The sequence below is a fragment of the Micromonospora lupini genome, from assembly GCF_026342015.1.
Lineage (GTDB): Bacteria > Actinomycetota > Actinomycetes > Mycobacteriales > Micromonosporaceae > Micromonospora > Micromonospora lupini_B.
Map to the genome: position 1 here is coordinate 597,425 of NZ_JAPENL010000003.1, position 17,094 is coordinate 614,518.

Consider the following 17,094-nt stretch of genomic DNA (forward strand, 5'->3'; position numbering starts at 1 on the left):
ACGCCGCCCTCGAATCGTTTCCTGCCCCGACGGGGACGCGCCCAGCTCCGGCCCCGAGCATAAGCGCTCCGCGTCGGCGTCCGAACGCCCCGCCTGACCCGGTCGACCCGCCCGCCCCACCGACCCGACCCGTCCCGCCGGCCCGACCCGACCCGTCCCACCGACCCGACCTGCCCGTCCCGCCGGCCCGATCCGCCCGTCCCACCGACCCGACCCGGTCAGGAATCAAGAAGCGCCCGGCCGGCACCCCGGCCTAGCCTTTTCCCAGGTAGCCGGCACCACGCCGGGCCGGGAAACATCGAGAGGGAGCCCGACATGTCAGCGAAGACCCCGACGACCGAGTCCGACGGCTTCAGCGCCGAGGAGCGCGCCGCGATGAAGGAGCGTGCGGCCGAACTGCGCGCCGAGGGCAAGAAGGGCGCCAAGAAGGCCGACGGGTTGCAGGCGCTCCTCGACCGGATCGCGCAGATGGCGCCCGACGATCGCGCGCTCGCCGAGCGCGTGCACGTCGCGGTGACCGCCGCCGCCCCTGAACTGTCGCCGAAGACCTGGTACGGGATGCCCGCCTACGCGAACGCGGCTGACAAGATCGTCGTCTTCTTCCAGGACTCCGGCAAGTTCAACTACCGCTACTCGACCCTGGGCTTCCAGGACACGGCCAACCTCGACGACGGAGACCTCTGGCCGGTGGCGTACGCGCTGCGGACGTGGAGCCCCGAGGTGGAGAAGAGGGTCATCGAGCTGGTGCGGGCCGCCGTCTCCTGAGCGTCCCCGCGATCGGGTCGCTGGCTGTCGGCGGACCGGGCCGCCGGCGCTTGCGCCCACCGGAGATGATCGACACGTGTCGCTCTGGGAGGTCGTCTCGCGCATCGGCGTACCGCTGATCGTCGTCGTCGGCGCCGCGTTCGTCGCGGTCGGCGCCTTCACCGACCCGCCCGAGTCCTTCTCGTGGCCACGCGGCTGGCAGTGGGCGTGGGCGGGGCTGTGGCTCATGGCCGCCGGCGAAGCGGCGTTCGGCACCGACCGACAGTGGTTCGAGCGGACGTGGAAGGGCGCCGCCGCGCTACTCGTCGCCGTGGCGTGCGCGGTCGCCGTCTGGCGCCACCGTCGGTGGCGACGGCGGGCCGGGCCCACGGGCGGTGAGCCGGGGCGGTAGCCGAGGGTCCGCGACGACGTGTCACGGACGCCAGCCGCCGGCCGGCCCAGCCCGCCACCGGCAGCGGGCCGACGGCGGGCGGGACGGGAGCCGGATCAGGTCGTCGTGCAGGTGATGTCGGTCGGCGGGTTGTTGGCGCCGGTCGTGGAGGCGATGAAGCCGAACGTCGTCGAGCCGCCCGCCGGCAGGGACCCGTTGTAGTCGACGTTCGTCACCCGCACGTTCGCGCCGCTCTGCGTGTGTGCGCCGCTCCAGATCTGGCTGATCACCTGCCCGTTGGGGAAGGTCCAGGAGACGGTCCAGCCGCGGGTCGGCGCCGCGCCCGCGGTCACGGTGACCTCGCCCTGGAAGCCGCCGGACCACGAACTCGTCACCGTGTACGTCGCCCGCGCGCCGGACGGCGAGGGCGTGCTCGTCACTGTCGGTGTCGGGGTCGGCGTCAGGGTCGGCGTCGGGCTCAGGGTCGGGGTGACTGTGGGCGTGGGGGTGTTGCTCAGCGTCGGCGACGGTGTCACGCCGGGCCGCGCGGCGCGGTAGGTGTGCCCGGCGCGGACGGCGAGTTGGACGACGTCCGTGTCCGGTCGGGTGGTGGACGGTGTGCTGTCGTCGGTGGCGTCGACGAGTGTGAAGGAGCCGGTGAAGAGCCGGGCACGCAGCCGTAGCGTGCCGTCCCGGTCGGCCCGGACGCTGATCTCGTCGGCCTGCCCGCTGGTCCAGCGCACGCCGACTGTGTATCCGCCCCGACCGCGCAGGCCCGCTACCTGCCCGGTGGGCCACCCGCTGGGCAGCGCCGGCAGCACGTGCAGCTCGCCTGTGTGGCTGTGCAGCAACATCTCGGCGATTCCTGAGGTGGCGCCGAAGTTGCCGTCGATCTGGAACGGTGGGTGCAGGTCGAACATGTTCGGCGCGAGCCGGTCGGTCCGCACCAGGTCCTTCAGAAGCTTGTGGGCGCGGGTGGCGTCCTCCAGCCGCGCCCAGTAATTGATCTTCCAGGCGAGGGACCAGCCGGTGCCGTCGTCGCCCCGCAGTTCCAGCGTCCGGCGCGCGGCCTCGTACAGCGCCGGGGTGCCGCGCTTGGTGATCTGGTTGCTGGGGTGCAGGCCGTACAGGTGCGAGACGTGTCGGTGGTTCCGCTCGGTCTCGACCCAGTCGGCGAGCCACTCCTGGACGTTGCCCCGGGAGCCGACCTTCGTGGGCGCCAGCCGGTCCCGGGCCGTGCGCACCTGAGAGCGGAACGCGGCGTCGACGCCGAGCACCTCACCGGCCCGGGCCGCCGCGTCGAACAGGTCGCGCAGGATCTGGTTGTCCATGGTGGGGCCTGCGCACACGCTGGCGTTCGAGTGGTGCGGCAGCTCCGGCGAGTTCGACGGGTTCGTGACCAGGTATCCGAGCGTCGGGTGGGCGACCAGGGTGTCGAGGAAGAACTGGGCGGCACCCTTGAGGGCCGGGTAGTTGGTCTGGAGGAAGCCGACGTCGCCGGTGAAGAGGTAGTGCTCCCAGATGAGGGTGGACAGCCAGGCGCCGCCGGTCTGCCACATGCCCCACAAAGCCCCGTCGACCACCGAGGCGCCCCGCCACCCGTCGGTGTTGTGGTGGGTGACCCAGCCACCGGCGCCGTACTGCGCCTGGGCGACGCGCGCACCGGTCACCGTGAGGTCCCGGACCAGGTCGAAGACCGGCAGGAAGCACTCGGCCAGGTTCGTCGTGTCGGCGGGCCAGTAGTTCATCGGCAGGTTGGCGTTGATTGTGTACTTCGAGTCCCACGGCGGGGTCATCGAGTCGTTCCAGATGCCCTGTAGGTTCGCCGGCTGCGTGCCAGGTCGCGAGGAGGAGATCAGCAGGTACCGCCCGAACTGGAACAGCAGGGCGGAGAACTGCGGGTCGTTGGTGCTCGCGTGTTGGGCGATCCGCACGTCGGTCGGCTGGTCGGCGGCGGCCGTACGCCCCAGGTCGATTGTCACCCTGTTGAACAGGGCCTGGTAGTCGGCGAGATGGCGGCTGCGTAGCTGGTCGACGGCGACGGCGCGGGCGGCGTTGAGGCGGGTGCGCGCGATCCCCTGGTAGTCGCCGTTGACGGTGCGGAAGTTGACGTAGCTGGAACCGATCGAGATCAGCACTGTCACGCTCGTGGCGCCGGAGACGCGCAGGGTTCCGCCGGAGCTGCTGACCGTGCCGCCCGTCGCGACGGCGTGGGCCAGGGCGAGGAAGCGCACCGACCCGTTGACGCCCTCCATGGCGCCGGAGATGCCGTCGACGCCGATGGTGGCGGCGTCGGGGCTCGACACAGTCGTCCGCTGCGGGCTGTCGAAGGTGGCGTTGAACGTTATCGAGCTGGCCCGGTCGGCGGTCAGCCGGATCACGATCACCTGGTCGGGCGCGCTGGCGAACATCTCACGCTGGTACCGGACGCCGTTCAGCACGTACGTCGTGGTGACGGTGGCGGTGGTGAGGTCGAGTGTCCGGTTGTACTGGGAGGCGCCGCTGGCGGAGGAGAAGGCGAGCCGGAGGTTGCCCACCGGCTGGTAGGCGAGCTGGCCGCCAGGGTTGCCCATCATCGTCTGGTTGATCAGGTCCTGCGCCTGGGTCCACTGGTCCGCGAAGACCCGCCGCCGGATCTCCGCGAGGTTGGCAGCGCCCCGGGTGTTGGCGGAGTCGTACGGGCCGCCGGCCCAGATGGTGTCCTCGTTGAGCTGGAGCCGTTCGGTGTCGATGTTGCCGAACACCATCGCGCCCAGCCGGCCGTTGCCGATCGGCAGCGCCCGCAGCCAGTCGGTGCCGGCGGGTTCGTCGTACCACAGGGCCAGGTCGTCGGCGGCGAGCACCTGCGGCGGCGCCACCGAGCCGGCGCGGGCGACGGCGGACCACGCGACCGGCAGCAGCGCGGCTCCGGCACCCGCCGCACCGGCCCTCAGCACGTTCCTTCGTGTCACGTCAGGCATGGTCTCTCCAATCAGCGCAGCTCAGAGGCGCAGGCAGGTGAGGGACGGTGCCGTTGCCGGGCCACCGCCCCGAGAAGTCGAATGTCGTGGACGCGCGCCGTTCGCGGTCTCGTGCGAGACGCGCGGCTGCCGCCGTCGGACGTGGAGTGGGCACCCCGCGCTGTTAGCGTTAACAGTGCCGCCCGTTCGCACCCCGCAGCAACGTGTCACAGCCGGAGACCGGCGCACCGAGCTCCCGGCGGCGCGTCATCTCACCCTCTATAGACCTTCGTAGATGGCGATGCCGCTCGTCAATAGATGTCGGCCATGTTTCCCGCCGGGGGTCGCGGGCCTGTCGCCCCGGCCCGGCGCCCGGAGAGGGTTGCCATCCCGACGGGCATCTTCGTAGCATCCGGGGCACACGATGTTATCGCCAACATTTCATGGCATCCTGGCATCCACCGCCCGGGAGGTGACACCAGTGCTCGCAGGCGCACCCGCCGTCCCGGGTTATCACAACCCGGTCGTGCCCGGCTTCTATCCCGATCCGAGTGTCTGCCGGGTCGGCGACGACTACTACCTGGTCTGCTCCAGCTTCGAGTACTTTCCGGGAGTACCGCTGCTGCACAGTCGGGACCTGGTCAACTGGCGACAGATCGGCAACATCCTCGACCGGCCCAGCCAGCTGGAGATCCCGCCGGACGCCGACGCGTCCCGAGGCGTCTTCGCGCCGACCATCCGCCACCACGACGGCCGGTTCTGGATGATCACCACAAACGTCAGCCTGGGCCGACACCTCATCGTCACCGCGGAGGACCCCACCGGCACATGGTCCGAGCCGGTCTACCTCGACCTCCCACACGTCGATCCGTCCCTGGCGTGGGACGACGACGGCACCTGCTGGCTGACGACCTCCGGAGTGGACGCCTACCGGATCGACCCGGACAAGGGGCGGGTGCTGGAGGGGCCGATCCCGCTCTGGTCCGGCACCGGCGGCCAGTACCCGGAGGCTCCGCACCTCTACCGGATCGGCGACTGGTGGTACCTGCTGCTCTCCGAGGGCGGCACGCACACCGGCCACGCCGTCTCGGTCGCCCGTTCCCGCAGCCCACGGGGGCCCTTCGAGCCCGCCCCGACAAACCCCGTCCTCACGCACCGCGGCACCGACCTGCCCGTACAGGCCGCCGGGCACGCCGATCTGGTGCGGGCCGCGGACGGCGGCTGGTGGATGGTGCTCCTCGGCATCCGGGCGAAGGGCCAGTGGCCGCCCTTCCACGTGCTCGGCCGCGAGACGTTCCTCGCACCGGTCCGCTGGGTCGACGGGTGGCCCGTCGTGGACCCTGTCCGGGAGGTCACCGCCGCACCCGCCGGGAGCGCGCCGGCCCTCGCGGCCCCGCCCGACCCCGGCGCCCACCACGACGACTTCGACGCGAGCGCCCTCGCACCCGGCTGGATCTCGCCCCGCTCCCGCCCCGACACGGCCTGGTCGCTTACCGAACGGCCGGGATGGCTCACCCTGCACGCCGCCGGCACGACGCTTGATCGCGCCGGCGCGACGATCGTGGCCACGCGCCAGCGCCACCATGACTGCCGCGCCGGCACGCGTGTGGATCCGGGCAGCGGCACGGCCGGGCTCACCATCCGCATCGACGAGGCGCACCACTACGACCTGGAGGTTCGGGCCGGCACGGTCCGCGTCGTCGGCCGGGTCGGCCCGTTCCGGCAGGTCTTCGCGTCCCTCGACGTACCCGCTGGCCCGCTGGTCCTGACGATCGCCACCCGGACCCACGACCTCTACCCGCCGACCGTGACCTCCGCGGCGGACCTGGCGTCCGCGGCCGAACCCTTCGGCGTACGCCCCGCCACCTCCGACATGATCGCGTTCGAGGTGGAGACCGCCGAGGGGCGCGTCCTGCTTGCCGAACTCGACGGGCGCTACCTGTCCACCGAGGTCGCCGGTGGCTTCACCGGCCGGGTCGTCGGCATGTACGTGACCGAGGGCAGCGCCGCCTTCGACTGGTTCGACTACCGCCCGGCAGCGCGACCGACCGACTGAGCGCGGGCCGGCTCGCCCCGGTGCGCCGGCGCCTCCCTCCGCCCGGCACCAAGATTTCTCTACGGCCATGTCGAGAAACGGCGCGCGGCTCCGTCCCCGAGGTGAAGGTGACCGGAACGGGTCACACGAGCGAGGAGGAACACGACGATGGCGAAGTACCTGCTGCTGAAGCACTACCGCGGCGCTCCGGCCGCGGTCAACGACGTACCGATGGACAAGTGGACGCCGGAGGAGATCTCGGCGCACATGCAGTACATGAGGGACTTCGCGTCCCGGTTGGAGGAGACCGGCGAGTTCATCGAGGGACAGGCGCTCGCCCCCGAGGGAGCGTGGGTCCGCTATGACGGCCCGGGACGGCCGCCGGTCACCGACGGCCCGTTCGCCGAGACCAAGGACCTCATCGCCGGTTGGATGGTGATCGACGTCGACAGCTACCAGCGCGCCGTCGAGCTGGCCGGGGAACTGTCCGCCGCTCCGGGGGCGGGCGGGAAGCCGATCCACGAGTGGCTCGAGGTGCGCCCCTTCCTGACCGAGCCGCCCACCATCTCGGAGTGACCTGGGCGATGAACGAGGCACTGCTCCGGAGTCTCACGCCGGCTGTGCTCGGGATCCTCGTCCGCCGCGGAGCTGACTTCGCGGCGGCCGAGGATGCCGTGCAGGACGCGCTTGTCGAGGCCGTCCGCGTCTGGCCGGCCGACCCGCCACGGGACCCCAAGGGCTGGCTGATCACCGTGGCCTGGCGGCGGTTCCTGGACACCACCAGGGCCGACGCCGCCCGTCGCCGTCGGGAGGACCTCGTCGACTCCGAGCCGGCGCCGGGACCCACGCCTGCGGTGGACGACAACCTCCAGCTCTACTTCCTCTGCGCCCACCCGTCGCTGACGCCGTCGTCCGCCGTCGCGCTCACGCTCCGCGCCGTCGGCGGGCTGACCACCCGCCAGATCGCCCACGCCTACCTGGTGCCCGAGGCGAGCATGGCGCAACGCATCAGCCGGGCCAAACGCATCGTCTCGACTGTGCGGTTCGACCAACCCGGCGACGTCGCCACCGTGCTGCGCGTCCTCTATCTGGTCTTCAACGAGGGCTACACGGGCGACGTCGACCTCGCCGCCGAGGCCATCCGGCTCACCCGGCAGCTCGCCGCCGCGATCGACCACCCCGAGGTGGCGGGGCTGCTTGCCCTCATGCTGCTGCACCACGCCCGCCGTGCCAGCCGGACCGCGCCCGACGGCAGCCTGGTGCCCCTCGCCGAGCAGGACCGCGGCCGGTGGGACACCGGGATCATCGCCGAGGGAGTGGACATCCTCCAGACCGCCCTGGCCCGCGACCGCCTGGGTGAGTTCCAGGCCCAGGCCGCCATCGCCGCGCTCCACGCCGACGCGCCCACCGCCGAGGAGACCGACTGGGTGCAGATCGTCGAGTGGTACGACGAGCTGGCGCGCCTGACCGACAGCCCGGTCGTCCGACTCAACCGGGCGGTGGCCGTCGGCGAGGCCGACGGCGCCCGCGCCGGACTGGCGGCGCTCGCGGCGCTCGACGACGCGCTGCCTCGTCACACGGCGGTGGCGGCCTACCTGCACGAGCGCGACGGCGACCTCGCGACGGCGGCACGCCTGTACGTGGAGGCGGCCCACCGGGCACCCAACCTCGCCGAGCGCGACCACCTGACACGCCAGGCCGCCCGGCTCAAGCATCGGCAGCGGTGAGGGCTCGCGCCGACGCCGTACCACTGCGTGACCTGCCGGCCCCGCCGTCGTCGCGCGACGGGGCCGGCCCGAACGTGTTCGGTCAGCTGTTCAGGGTGGCGAGCAGCGCGCTGCCCATGCCCTGCTCACCGCGCGCGTTCGGGTGGAAGGGCGCGGCCGAGTTCTGCGGCACCAGCCCCTCGATCCACCTGGTGCCGCTGCTCTTGCACGCGTCGCGACCGATCGACGGCGTGTAGACGTCGGCGTAGGTGGCGCCGTTCGCCGCCGCGGCGCCGGCCAGCATGGCGTTGAGCGACTTCTCGATGGTCCGCAGGTACGGCACGTCCTGGTAGGCGATCGGGACCACGGGCCAGCAGCCGTACCCGCTGTCGGGGAGGATCGCCGGATACCCGAGCACCACGACCCGCGCGCCCGGTGCGGCCCGGCGGATCGCCTGCAGCACTGTGGTCACCTTGGGCACGGTGCCCGCGATCCGGGCCTGCAACTGGTCGGTGCCGCCGGCGGTGTACCGGTTCTTGCACGGCGATCCGAGGGGACTGCTGAGGCTCGCCTCCGCGCATTCGCTGATGATTCCGGAGAAGCCGATGTCGTTGCCGCCGATCTGCACCGTCACCAGCGCCGTGCTCGACGTGACGGCGTTGAGCTGCGGTGGCACCGTGATGCCCAGCTGGCCGCTGCCGCCATAGAGGATGTCGTCGGTAGTGGCGCCGGAGCAGCTCACGTCGGCGAACGACGCCGAGCCGGCGGCCGCGGCCACCAGCGAGGGATAGTTGCGGTTGGACCGGAGGCAGTTCAGGTCGACCTGGCTGGGGATCAGCGGACCGGCGGTGTACGAGTCGCCAAGCGCGACGTAGCGGCCGGTGGGGACCGCGGCGCTGGCGGGTGTGGCGACGGCGAGCAGCACACCGGCGGTGGCCGCGGCGAGCGCGGCGAGTCGGGTGGCTGCCCGCAGGAGCGGCAGGCGGGGACGGGGCATGACGCCTCCCAGGGGAGATCGCGGCGGTGGTGGTGCCGAGATCCTGTCGCCGTCGCCGAGCGACGTCAATATAGACAGCCCTCACTAAACACTGTCCCACGGTGTGGGCCGGAAGGGCTGCGCGGCGAACTCCGGCGACCCTCGACCAGCGCCGCATGCCGGGGACGTTGACGTCATATGTCATACGGGTTAAATTGTCGATGGTCTATGCAATTGGCTCCTGCGGGCCGGCCGGGGGCCCTCGCCGCCAACCACCCGCAAGGAGTGCACATGCTCAGACGAAGAATCGCCCTACTGCTTCCCGCGTTCCTCGCGGCCGCCCTCGGCACCGCCGTGGTCAGTGGCGCGCTGGTGCTCACCACCACCGAACCCGCGCAGGCGTTGGAGAACGGGCTGGCCCGGACACCGCAGATGGGTTGGAACGACTGGAACTCGTTCGGATGCAGCGTCAACGAGACGCTCATCCGGCAGACGGCCGACACGCTGGTCTCCAGCGGCATGGCAGCGGCCGGATACCGCTACGTCAACATCGACGACTGCTGGTCCACCAAGCAGCGCAACGGCAGCGGTGACCTGGTCGCCGATCCGCAGAAGTTCCCGAGCGGCATGAAGGCCCTCGCCGACTACGTCCACGACAAGGGCCTCAAGCTGGGCATCTACTCCTCGGCCGGGACCCTCACCTGCGCCGGGTACCCGGCCAGCATCAACTACGAGCAACGCGACGCCAACCTCTGGGCGTCCTGGGGGATCGACTACCTCAAGTACGACAACTGCGGCGACCATCTCGGTCGGAGCGCGCAGCAGCGCTACACCGCGATGCGGGACGCGCTCGCCGCCACCAACCGGCCGATCCTCTACAGCCTGTGCAGCTGGGGGCAGGACAGCGTCTGGACCTGGGGCGCGGGGGTGGGCAACTCCTGGCGTACCACGGGCGACATCGGTGGAAACTGGAACTCCATCATGGGCATCCTCGACCAGCAGGTCGGCAAGGAGTCGTACGCCCGGCCCGGCGCGTGGAACGACCCGGACATGCTGGAGGTCGGCAACGGACCCACGGACACCGAGTCCCGGGCCCACTTCAGCCTGTGGGCGCTGTTGAACGCCCCACTGCTTGCCGGCAACGACATCCGCACCATGTCGGCGGCCACCCGCACGATCCTGACCAACACCGACGTGATCGCCGTCAACCAGGACTGGGGCGGTCAGCAGGGCCGCAAGATCAGTGACACCGGTGACCTGGAGGTCTGGCGCAAGCCGATGTCCACCGGCGGGGTGGCCACCGTCCTGCTCAACCGGGGCAGCGGCACCACCACGATCTCCACCACGGCCAGCGCGCTCGGGCTCGGCAGCGCCGGCTCGTACGCCGTACGTGACCTGTGGTCCCACACCACCTCGACGTCGACAGGCACGATCAGCGCGTCGGTGCCGGCACATGGCGCCGCCATGTTCCTGGTCACCGGCGGCGGCACTCCCCCGCCGACCACTCCTCCGCCGACCACTCCCCCGCCGACCACTCCCCCGCCGAGCACGACGTCGGCGATCCGCAGCACCTCCGCCGGCCGGTGCCTGGACGTCAACGGCGCGTCCCAGACCAACGGCGCCACGGCCATCATCTGGGACTGCCACGGTCAGGCCAACCAGTCCTGGACCTCGACCAGCTCTCAGGAGCTGCGGGTCTACGGCAACAAGTGCCTCGACGTCTTCAACGCCGCTACCGCCAACGGGACGTCGGTGATCATCTGGGACTGTCACGGCCAGGCGAACCAACAGTGGCGGTTCAACGCCGACGGCTCGATCACGGCTGTCGCCTCAGGCCGCTGCCTGGATCTGGTGGGCAACGGCACGGCGAATGGCACACGCGCCCAGATCTGGGACTGCAACGGCGCAGCCAGCCAGCGGTGGAGCCGCAGCTGAGCGGCCGACCCCGGTAGCCGGGGGCAGGGCATGGCCGGCCGGGCGCGGTCGCGGGCACCGACCCGCGCGTCGCCCGGCCGGCACACGCCGCGCTCACCCCTGCGGCACCCGAGGATCGTCAGGCGCATAGCATTGCCACGGTTCGGGACGGCTCTGCTGAAACGAGGCGACATGCGTTGGCTCCAGCGGTTGCTGGGCGGCGGGCGGGTGCAACTCGACCCGGAGCGGCAGCAGGCGTTGCTGCGGGACCTCCAGCACGGATACGGCAACCACGCGCGGGTTCCGTTCCCCGCGCAGGTCGACGCGGCGACCGGAGTGCTGGACGGCGACGACGGCCTGGTGGTGGCGGCCCGGGTTCTGCACCAGGTCGCCGACGAGGCGCACATGGATCTGCGGGCGCAGGCGCAGGACATCCACCGGCGGACGGGCCGGCGGCTCCTGGTGCACAGGCGGAACTACCGGCCGCTGTGGATGGAGGCCGGTCCCGGCCTGCGGTGGCCGCTGTTCGCGTTGCCGTGCGGCTTCCACCCGTACGCCCAGGTGGCCGCCGCCGTCGCGGTGGTCGGCGGCCGGGCGGCCCGCCTCGATCGGGTGACCGACCCGAACCCGCTGGTGACCCACGTGTTCGAGGTGCTCGACCTCACCACCGCCGGCTGGGAGTACGGCCGGGTGCGGGTGGACACCGACGCCGCCGCCCTCGTCGATCGACTGATCACCAGCGCCGCGCAGATCCTCGCCGCGATGGACGATCCGCCCCGGTTGCCACCGCCGGTCCGTGCGCTGATGCGCCGCAACAACACGGTGGACGTGCACGATCCGGCCGGCCCGCGCGCGGTGGGACGGATCAACCTGGGCGCGCGGATGCGGGAGCAACTGCTGGCCTGACCGCGGCGTCGACGGCGCGCTCCGGAGGCGGGGCGAGCCCTAGGCGCGGGCGTGCGTGCCCAGGAAGGCGAGCAGCAGGGTCACGGTCTCGTCGGGGTACTGCACGTGCGGGTAGTGACCCGCGCCCTCGATGACCTCGAGCTGACCCAGCCCGGCGGGCAGCGCGGCCACGATCGCCTCCCCCTCGGCCCTCGGGTCGGCCCAGTCCGGGTCGAGCGTGCCCTCGACGATCAGGGCCGGGCAGCGGACGTTAGCCAGTTGGGCCCCCGCGTCGACGGGCGCCGACTGGCCCATCTTGCGCATCGCCGCCATTCGACCGGGCTCGCGCATCATGGCGTCGATCCGGGCCGTACGGGCGGTCCAGTCGGCAGGTTTTCGCCCGGGGTAGGCGATGTCGAGGTAGCTGCGCCAGAGCGGCACGCTGCCCAGCAGGCCGGTGCCGAGCAGACGGGCCATGCCCTTGCGGTAACGGGCGACCCGCAGATCGCTCAGCTTGATCGACTGCTTGCGGGTGAAGGGTGCCAGCTCGACGATGCCGGTGATCATCTCGGGCGCCCGGGCGGCGGCGATGGTGGCTGCCCCGCCGGAGATCGAGTGACCGACGAGCACGGCCGGACCGCCGAGGTGGCGGATCACCGCGAGCAGATCCCCGGCGATGTCGGTGCGGCTGTAGGAGGACCACTGCGCGCTCGACTCGCCGCAACCCCGCAGGTCGACCGCTGCCACCCGGTACCCGGCGGCCACCAGGCGCGGCACGACGAAGCGGTACGCCGCACGGCTGTCACCCATGCCGTGAGCGAGGACGACGAGCGGCCCGGAGGCGCCTGTCACCTCGTACGCGAGGGTGCCGCCTTCGACGGTCAGGTACTCGGTCATCGGAACCTCCACGGTTGGCTAATTGCGTTAGCTTCAAGCTAATACGATTAGCCGACCGTGTCAAGTGACGTCGGACGCACCCCTGACGCCCCCGGCCAGCAAGCAGGCGGGGTCAGCGCGGCGGTGACGTGCCGGCGTCGTCTCCGAGCCTGATCACCGCGGCCACCTCACCGAGGTCGTCGTTCAGTTGGTGGTCGCGCCCCGGCAGCCGGTACACCCGCGCCTGCGGAATGACGCCCTCGTACAGGTCCGCGTGCGACGGCGGGGCCGTCTCGTCCCCGAGCCCGTGGAACACCCGCACCGGTACGCCCCGCGGCAGCCGGGCGCCGAGGTCGTGCGGCAACTCGAACTCGTCACCGGGCCAGCCGCCCGCGCCGACGAACGGGACGGCGACCAGCACGATCATCGCGAGGTCCCGCTCGGGTGGCCGCTCGGCGAGCGCGTGGACGAGGATCGCCCCGCCCATCGAATGGCCCACGACGACGGCGCCGTCGTCAAGTGCCGCGATCTCCCGCCGGAGGGCGGCGCTCCAGGCGACGTAGCTCGGGTCGTCCTCGTCGGGCATCCGTGGGTAACGAACCTCGTACGAGTCCCCGAGCGCGTGCCGCAGGCTGTCGAACAACCTGTTGTCCCACTCGTCGTGCGTGCCGGCGCCAATACCCTGAACGAACAGGATCTGCGCTGTCGCTGCCATCACGGTCCCCTCTCGCGTACTCACCCGATCGGGTTCCGATACCCGGTGCGCGCCGCGTCGACGCGGCAACGTGCGCCGACGGCGGTGTGAGCGGCGTTGCCGCATTGCGCTTCGACGGGGATCGCGCAGTGCGTGGAGGCCGGAGGGGACGTGCGAGACGGCCTGCCGCAAGGGCGGGGACCAGGGGGAAAACACCACTGGTATCCGTTCCCACTTCAACGTATATCGCAACGGGGGCCTTGCCGCAAGACCCGGGTCTTGCCGCAGAATCGTCCGCCGGACACCGGAACGGACGACGAAACGGGGCACGATGATCGACCAGTATGTGCGAGGTCTCGACGAGGTCGACGAGACGCATGTCGCGACCGTCGGCGGCAAGGGCGCCCGGCTGGGGGCGCTGTCGCGGCTCGACGGCATCCGCGTACCTGCTGGCTTCTGCGTGACGACCGACGCCTTCCGACGGGTCCTGGCCGACGTGCCCTCGATCGAGGATCAGCTCGACCACCTGTCGCGGCTGAAGCCGGACGACCGGGAGGCGATCCGCGACCGCAGCGCGGAGATCCGGCGGATCATCGAAGGGGCCGCCCTGCCCGACGACGTGGAGGCGGCCATCACTCGGGCACTCGGTCAGCACGGCGAGGAAGACGCCTACGCCGTGCGATCCAGCGCCACGGCGGAGGACCTGGCGACGGCCTCCTTCGCGGGCCAGCAGGACACGTACCTGAACGTGCGGGGCCCGGCGGCAGTCCGAACGGCCGTCAGCCGGTGCTGGGCGTCGCTCTTCACCGAGCGCGCGGTCACCTACCGTCAGCGCAACGGCATCGACCACCGGACGGTCCACCTGGCCGTCGTCGTGCAGAAGATGGCATGTGCGCAGGCGGCGGGCGTCCTCTTCACGGCCGACCCCGTGACGTCCAACCGGAAGGTCGCCTCCGTGGAGGCCAGCTTCGGCCTCGGCGAGGCCCTGGTCTCCGGTCTGGTGAACCCGGATGCCTACCGGGTGCGCGACGGCGCGATCGTCGACAGGACGATCGCCGCCAAGCGTCTCGCCATTCGGGCGCTGCCGACCGGCGGGACCACGAAGGAGGCGGTCAGCCCGGAACGACAGGAGCAGCCGGCGCTGACTGACGCGCAGGTCCTGCGGCTGGTGGAGGTGGGGCGGCGGATCGAGGCGCACTTCGGCGACCCGCAGGACGTCGAATGGTGCCTGGTCGACGGTGAGATCGAGATCGTGCAGAGTCGGCCGATCACGACGCTGTTCCCCATCCCGGCGACGGCCGGGGACGGGGAGAACCACGTTTACCTCTCCGTCGGCCACCAGCAGATGATGACCGACGCCATGAAGCCGTTGGGGCTCTCCATGTGGCAACTGACTGCCATGGCGCCGATGCACGAGGCCGGCGGGAGGTTGTTCGTCGACGCCACCCGGCTCCTGGCATCGCCCGCGAGCCGCGCCGGCTTCCTCCGGATGGCGGAGACGTCAGATCCGTTGACCAAGGATGCGCTGGAGACCGTCCTCGCCCGCCCCGACTTCGTACCGACGCTTGCGGAGGACGGCCCCGGTCTCCCGCGGCTCAGCGACGCGCCCGCCACGATCGAGAACGACCCGGCGATCGTCGCCGAGCTGGTCGAGCGCAGCGAGGCGTCGCTCGCGGCCCTGCGGCGTGACATCGCGACGGTGACGGGACCGGCGTTGTTCGACTTCCTGCTGGACGCGTTCGAGGAGCACAAGCGACTCCTCAGTGATCCCCTGAGCATGCAGGCGATCATGGCGGGGATGCAGGCCACCTGGTGGCTCAACGAGAAGCTTGGGGAATGGCTGGGCGAGAGGAACGCCGCCGACACCCTCACGCTTTCCGCCCCGGGCAACATCACGTCGGAGATGGGGCTGGCGCTGCTCGACGTCGCTGACGTGATCCGCCCGTACCCGGAGGTGGTGGCCTTCCTCAAGGAGGTCGACGACGACGGCTTCCTCGACGCGCTGCCGAGGCTCGCGGGCGGGACGCGGGCGCGCGACGCCATCCGGGCCTACCTCGACAGGTACGGCATGCGCTGCGTCGCCGAGATCGACATCACGAGACCACGCTGGAGCGAACGCCCCACCACGCTCGTGCCCCTGATCCTCGACAACATCAGGCTCGTCGAGCCGGGCGCCGCCGGACGGCGCTTCGCGCAGGGGCGTCAGGAGGCGCAGCAGAAGCGCGAGGAACTGCTGCGACGGCTGCGCGCCCTGCCGGACGGGGACCGGAAGGCCGAGGAGACCGCGCGGATGATCGACCGGGTCCGCACCTTCATCGGGTACCGGGAGTATCCGAAGTACGCCATCATCAGCCGCTACTTCGGATACAAGCAGGCCCTGCTGGCCGAGGCGGAGCGTCTCGTGCGGGCCGGCGTGCTGCGCCACAACTACGACATCGCCTATCTCACCTTCTCGGAGTTGCACGACGTCGTGCGGACGCACCAGGTCGACCACCACCTCGTCGCGCGGCGGAGGGACGCGTTCCGGTGGCACCAGACGCTCACGCCGCCACGGGTGCTCACCTCGGAGGGTGAGGCCATCGCCGGGGCGTACCGGCGCGACGATGTGCCGACCGGCGCGCTTGTCGGTCTCGGAGTCTCCGGTGGGGTCGTCGAGGGCCGGGCCCGCGTCCTGCCTGACATCGCCGAGGCGGAGCTGGAACCCGGCGACATCCTGGTCACCTCCTACACCGACCCGAGCTGGTCACCGCTGTTCGTCGCGGTCGAGGGCCTGGTGACGGAGGTGGGCGGCCTCATGACCCACGGGGCGGTCATCGCCCGGGAGTACGGGCTGCCCGCAGTGGTCGGGGTGGCGGACGCGACCAGGCTGATCCGCGACGGGCAGCGGATCCGCGTGCACGGCACCGACGGGTACGTCGAGATCCTGCCATCGCCTAACGAGGCCGACGGCAGCGCTCAGTTGTAGGGCATCGTCGGGAACCAGCCGTAGCCGAACATCGCCGGAACCCGGATGGTCCAGTAGACGAGTGTGAAGACGCCAAGCGCGAGCAGCAACGAGCCGGTGACCGCGAGGGTGCGTGCCGGTCGCGCGGACAGCCAGCGGATCAGCCCGCCGCGGGTGACGAGGACGACGAGTGCGAACAGGATGCCCACGATCGCTATGTTGCCAAGCGACTGGAGCACGAAGGCCGCGGCACCGTAGAGGGGGTTGCCGTTGTCGGCTGCCCACTTGAAGAGCTTGTGGAACAACGGGTACGGCCGGCCGATCAGGAAGGCGCCGACAAGCATGCCGAGCACGAAGACGCGGGCGAACGGGCGGCGGGCGAAGGGGTCCGGGACCTTGTCGAGAGCTGCGAGACCGAGATAGATGAACGCGAGACCGATCAGGCCGAACACCACCACGGACTGCACGAGTCGCACGGGCATGCCGCCGGCGGTCGTCGCCGTCGACAACTGCGGCAGCGAGTCGCCGAGCAGGACTCCGACGAACCCGTACGTGGCGGAGACGACGACCATGCCCAGCGCCAGCAGGCCCACCGGCCGGAGCATGAAGCGCAGCCCCGCCGCCGGTGAGCCGCCCGCGCCGGCGTGTGTCATCGGCCCGACCGAGGCGGCCATGGCGATGTTGCAGGCCGTGAACGTGCCCGCCAATCCCGAGACGAACGCGAACAGCAGGCCCGCCGCGGTGCCGCCGATCGCTGTCGCCTTCGCGTCGTGGCCCAGCAGGGTGTTGGCGACGTTGTCGCCGATCGTCTGGTCGACGAACTGGTACGACCAGAGCAGGGCCAGCGCGATTCCCGCGAGCACACTGCCCACGATCAGCGCGCCGCGCCGGCCGGCGCGTGTCGGGGTCGGGGAGATCGGGGTCTGCACGGCCGGTCTCTGTGTGGCGGTCATGGCAGCCTCTTTCCGAAATCTGTGACGGCGGGATGCA

The 17,094-nt window shown here is 71.2% G+C and carries 13 protein-coding genes; 8 read left to right on the plus strand and 5 right to left on the minus strand.

Annotated features, from left to right (window positions below; translation table 11 throughout):
* Positions 1-315: 315 nt before the first annotated feature.
* The gene (locus tag OOJ91_RS30785; protein WP_266250520.1) at positions 316-765 is read left to right on the plus strand and encodes an iron chaperone; all 450 of its coding nucleotides are present in this window, start codon (positions 316-318) and stop codon (positions 763-765) included.
* Between the two features lie 76 nt (positions 766-841).
* Complete coding sequence (locus OOJ91_RS30790; RefSeq protein WP_266250522.1) at positions 842-1,156, plus strand: hypothetical protein; 315 nt, start codon at positions 842-844, stop codon at positions 1,154-1,156.
* 95 nt (positions 1,157-1,251) lie between these two features.
* Here the strand turns inward: OOJ91_RS30790 and OOJ91_RS30795 are convergent, their stop codons facing one another.
* Positions 1,252-4,095, minus strand: a complete 2,844-nt coding sequence (locus tag OOJ91_RS30795) for a glycosyl hydrolase family 95 catalytic domain-containing protein (protein WP_266250524.1) — start codon at positions 4,093-4,095, stop codon at positions 1,252-1,254.
* A 460-nt stretch (positions 4,096-4,555) separates the two neighbouring features.
* On the opposite strand from OOJ91_RS30795, the gene OOJ91_RS30800 reads away from it, so the two are divergent.
* From OOJ91_RS30800 to OOJ91_RS30810, 3 genes are all read left to right on the plus strand, one after another.
* Complete coding sequence (locus OOJ91_RS30800; RefSeq protein ID WP_266250526.1) at positions 4,556-6,130, plus strand: glycoside hydrolase family 43 protein; 1,575 nt, start codon at positions 4,556-4,558, stop codon at positions 6,128-6,130.
* Positions 6,131-6,277: 147 nt separating this feature from the next.
* Positions 6,278-6,685, plus strand: coding sequence for a YciI family protein (locus tag OOJ91_RS30805; RefSeq protein WP_266250528.1), 408 nt, complete (start codon positions 6,278-6,280; stop codon positions 6,683-6,685).
* Between the two features lie 8 nt (positions 6,686-6,693).
* A complete protein-coding gene (locus OOJ91_RS30810) occupies positions 6,694-7,836 on the plus strand; it encodes an RNA polymerase sigma factor (RefSeq protein WP_266251501.1) in 1,143 nt (380 codons plus the stop codon).
* Positions 7,837-7,918: 82 nt separating this feature from the next.
* Here OOJ91_RS30810 and OOJ91_RS30815 read toward each other — a convergent pair whose 3' ends face one another.
* The gene (locus OOJ91_RS30815; RefSeq protein WP_266250529.1) at positions 7,919-8,812 is read right to left on the minus strand and encodes an SGNH/GDSL hydrolase family protein; all 894 of its coding nucleotides are present in this window, start codon (positions 8,810-8,812) and stop codon (positions 7,919-7,921) included.
* A 270-nt stretch (positions 8,813-9,082) separates the two neighbouring features.
* Here OOJ91_RS30815 and OOJ91_RS30820 point away from each other — a divergent pair, with 270 nt between their 5' ends.
* Positions 9,083-10,726, plus strand: a complete 1,644-nt coding sequence (locus tag OOJ91_RS30820) for a glycoside hydrolase family 27 protein (protein ID WP_266250531.1) — start codon at positions 9,083-9,085, stop codon at positions 10,724-10,726.
* A 171-nt stretch (positions 10,727-10,897) separates the two neighbouring features.
* On the plus strand, positions 10,898-11,611 hold the full coding sequence (locus OOJ91_RS30825; RefSeq protein WP_266250533.1) for a hypothetical protein: 714 nt from the start codon (positions 10,898-10,900) through the stop codon (positions 11,609-11,611).
* A 39-nt stretch (positions 11,612-11,650) separates the two neighbouring features.
* Here OOJ91_RS30825 and OOJ91_RS30830 read toward each other — a convergent pair whose 3' ends face one another.
* Together OOJ91_RS30830 and OOJ91_RS30835 are read right to left on the minus strand one after the other, a co-directional pair.
* Complete coding sequence (locus OOJ91_RS30830) at positions 11,651-12,487, minus strand: alpha/beta fold hydrolase (RefSeq protein WP_266250534.1); 837 nt, start codon at positions 12,485-12,487, stop codon at positions 11,651-11,653.
* A gap of 112 nt (positions 12,488-12,599) precedes the next feature.
* Positions 12,600-13,181, minus strand: coding sequence for an alpha/beta fold hydrolase (locus OOJ91_RS30835; protein WP_266250536.1), 582 nt, complete (start codon positions 13,179-13,181; stop codon positions 12,600-12,602).
* 310 nt (positions 13,182-13,491) lie between these two features.
* Between OOJ91_RS30835 and rph the strand changes: the two genes are divergently transcribed.
* On the plus strand, positions 13,492-16,125 hold the full coding sequence (gene rph, locus OOJ91_RS30840; protein WP_266250538.1) for a rifamycin-inactivating phosphotransferase: 2,634 nt from the start codon (positions 13,492-13,494) through the stop codon (positions 16,123-16,125).
* Here the strand turns inward: rph and OOJ91_RS30845 are convergent.
* Complete coding sequence (locus tag OOJ91_RS30845; RefSeq protein WP_266250540.1) at positions 16,116-17,057, minus strand: hypothetical protein; 942 nt, start codon at positions 17,055-17,057, stop codon at positions 16,116-16,118. The two genes, rph and OOJ91_RS30845, sit on opposite strands and share 10 nt — an antisense overlap.
* Between the last annotated feature and the right edge of the window lie 37 nt (positions 17,058-17,094).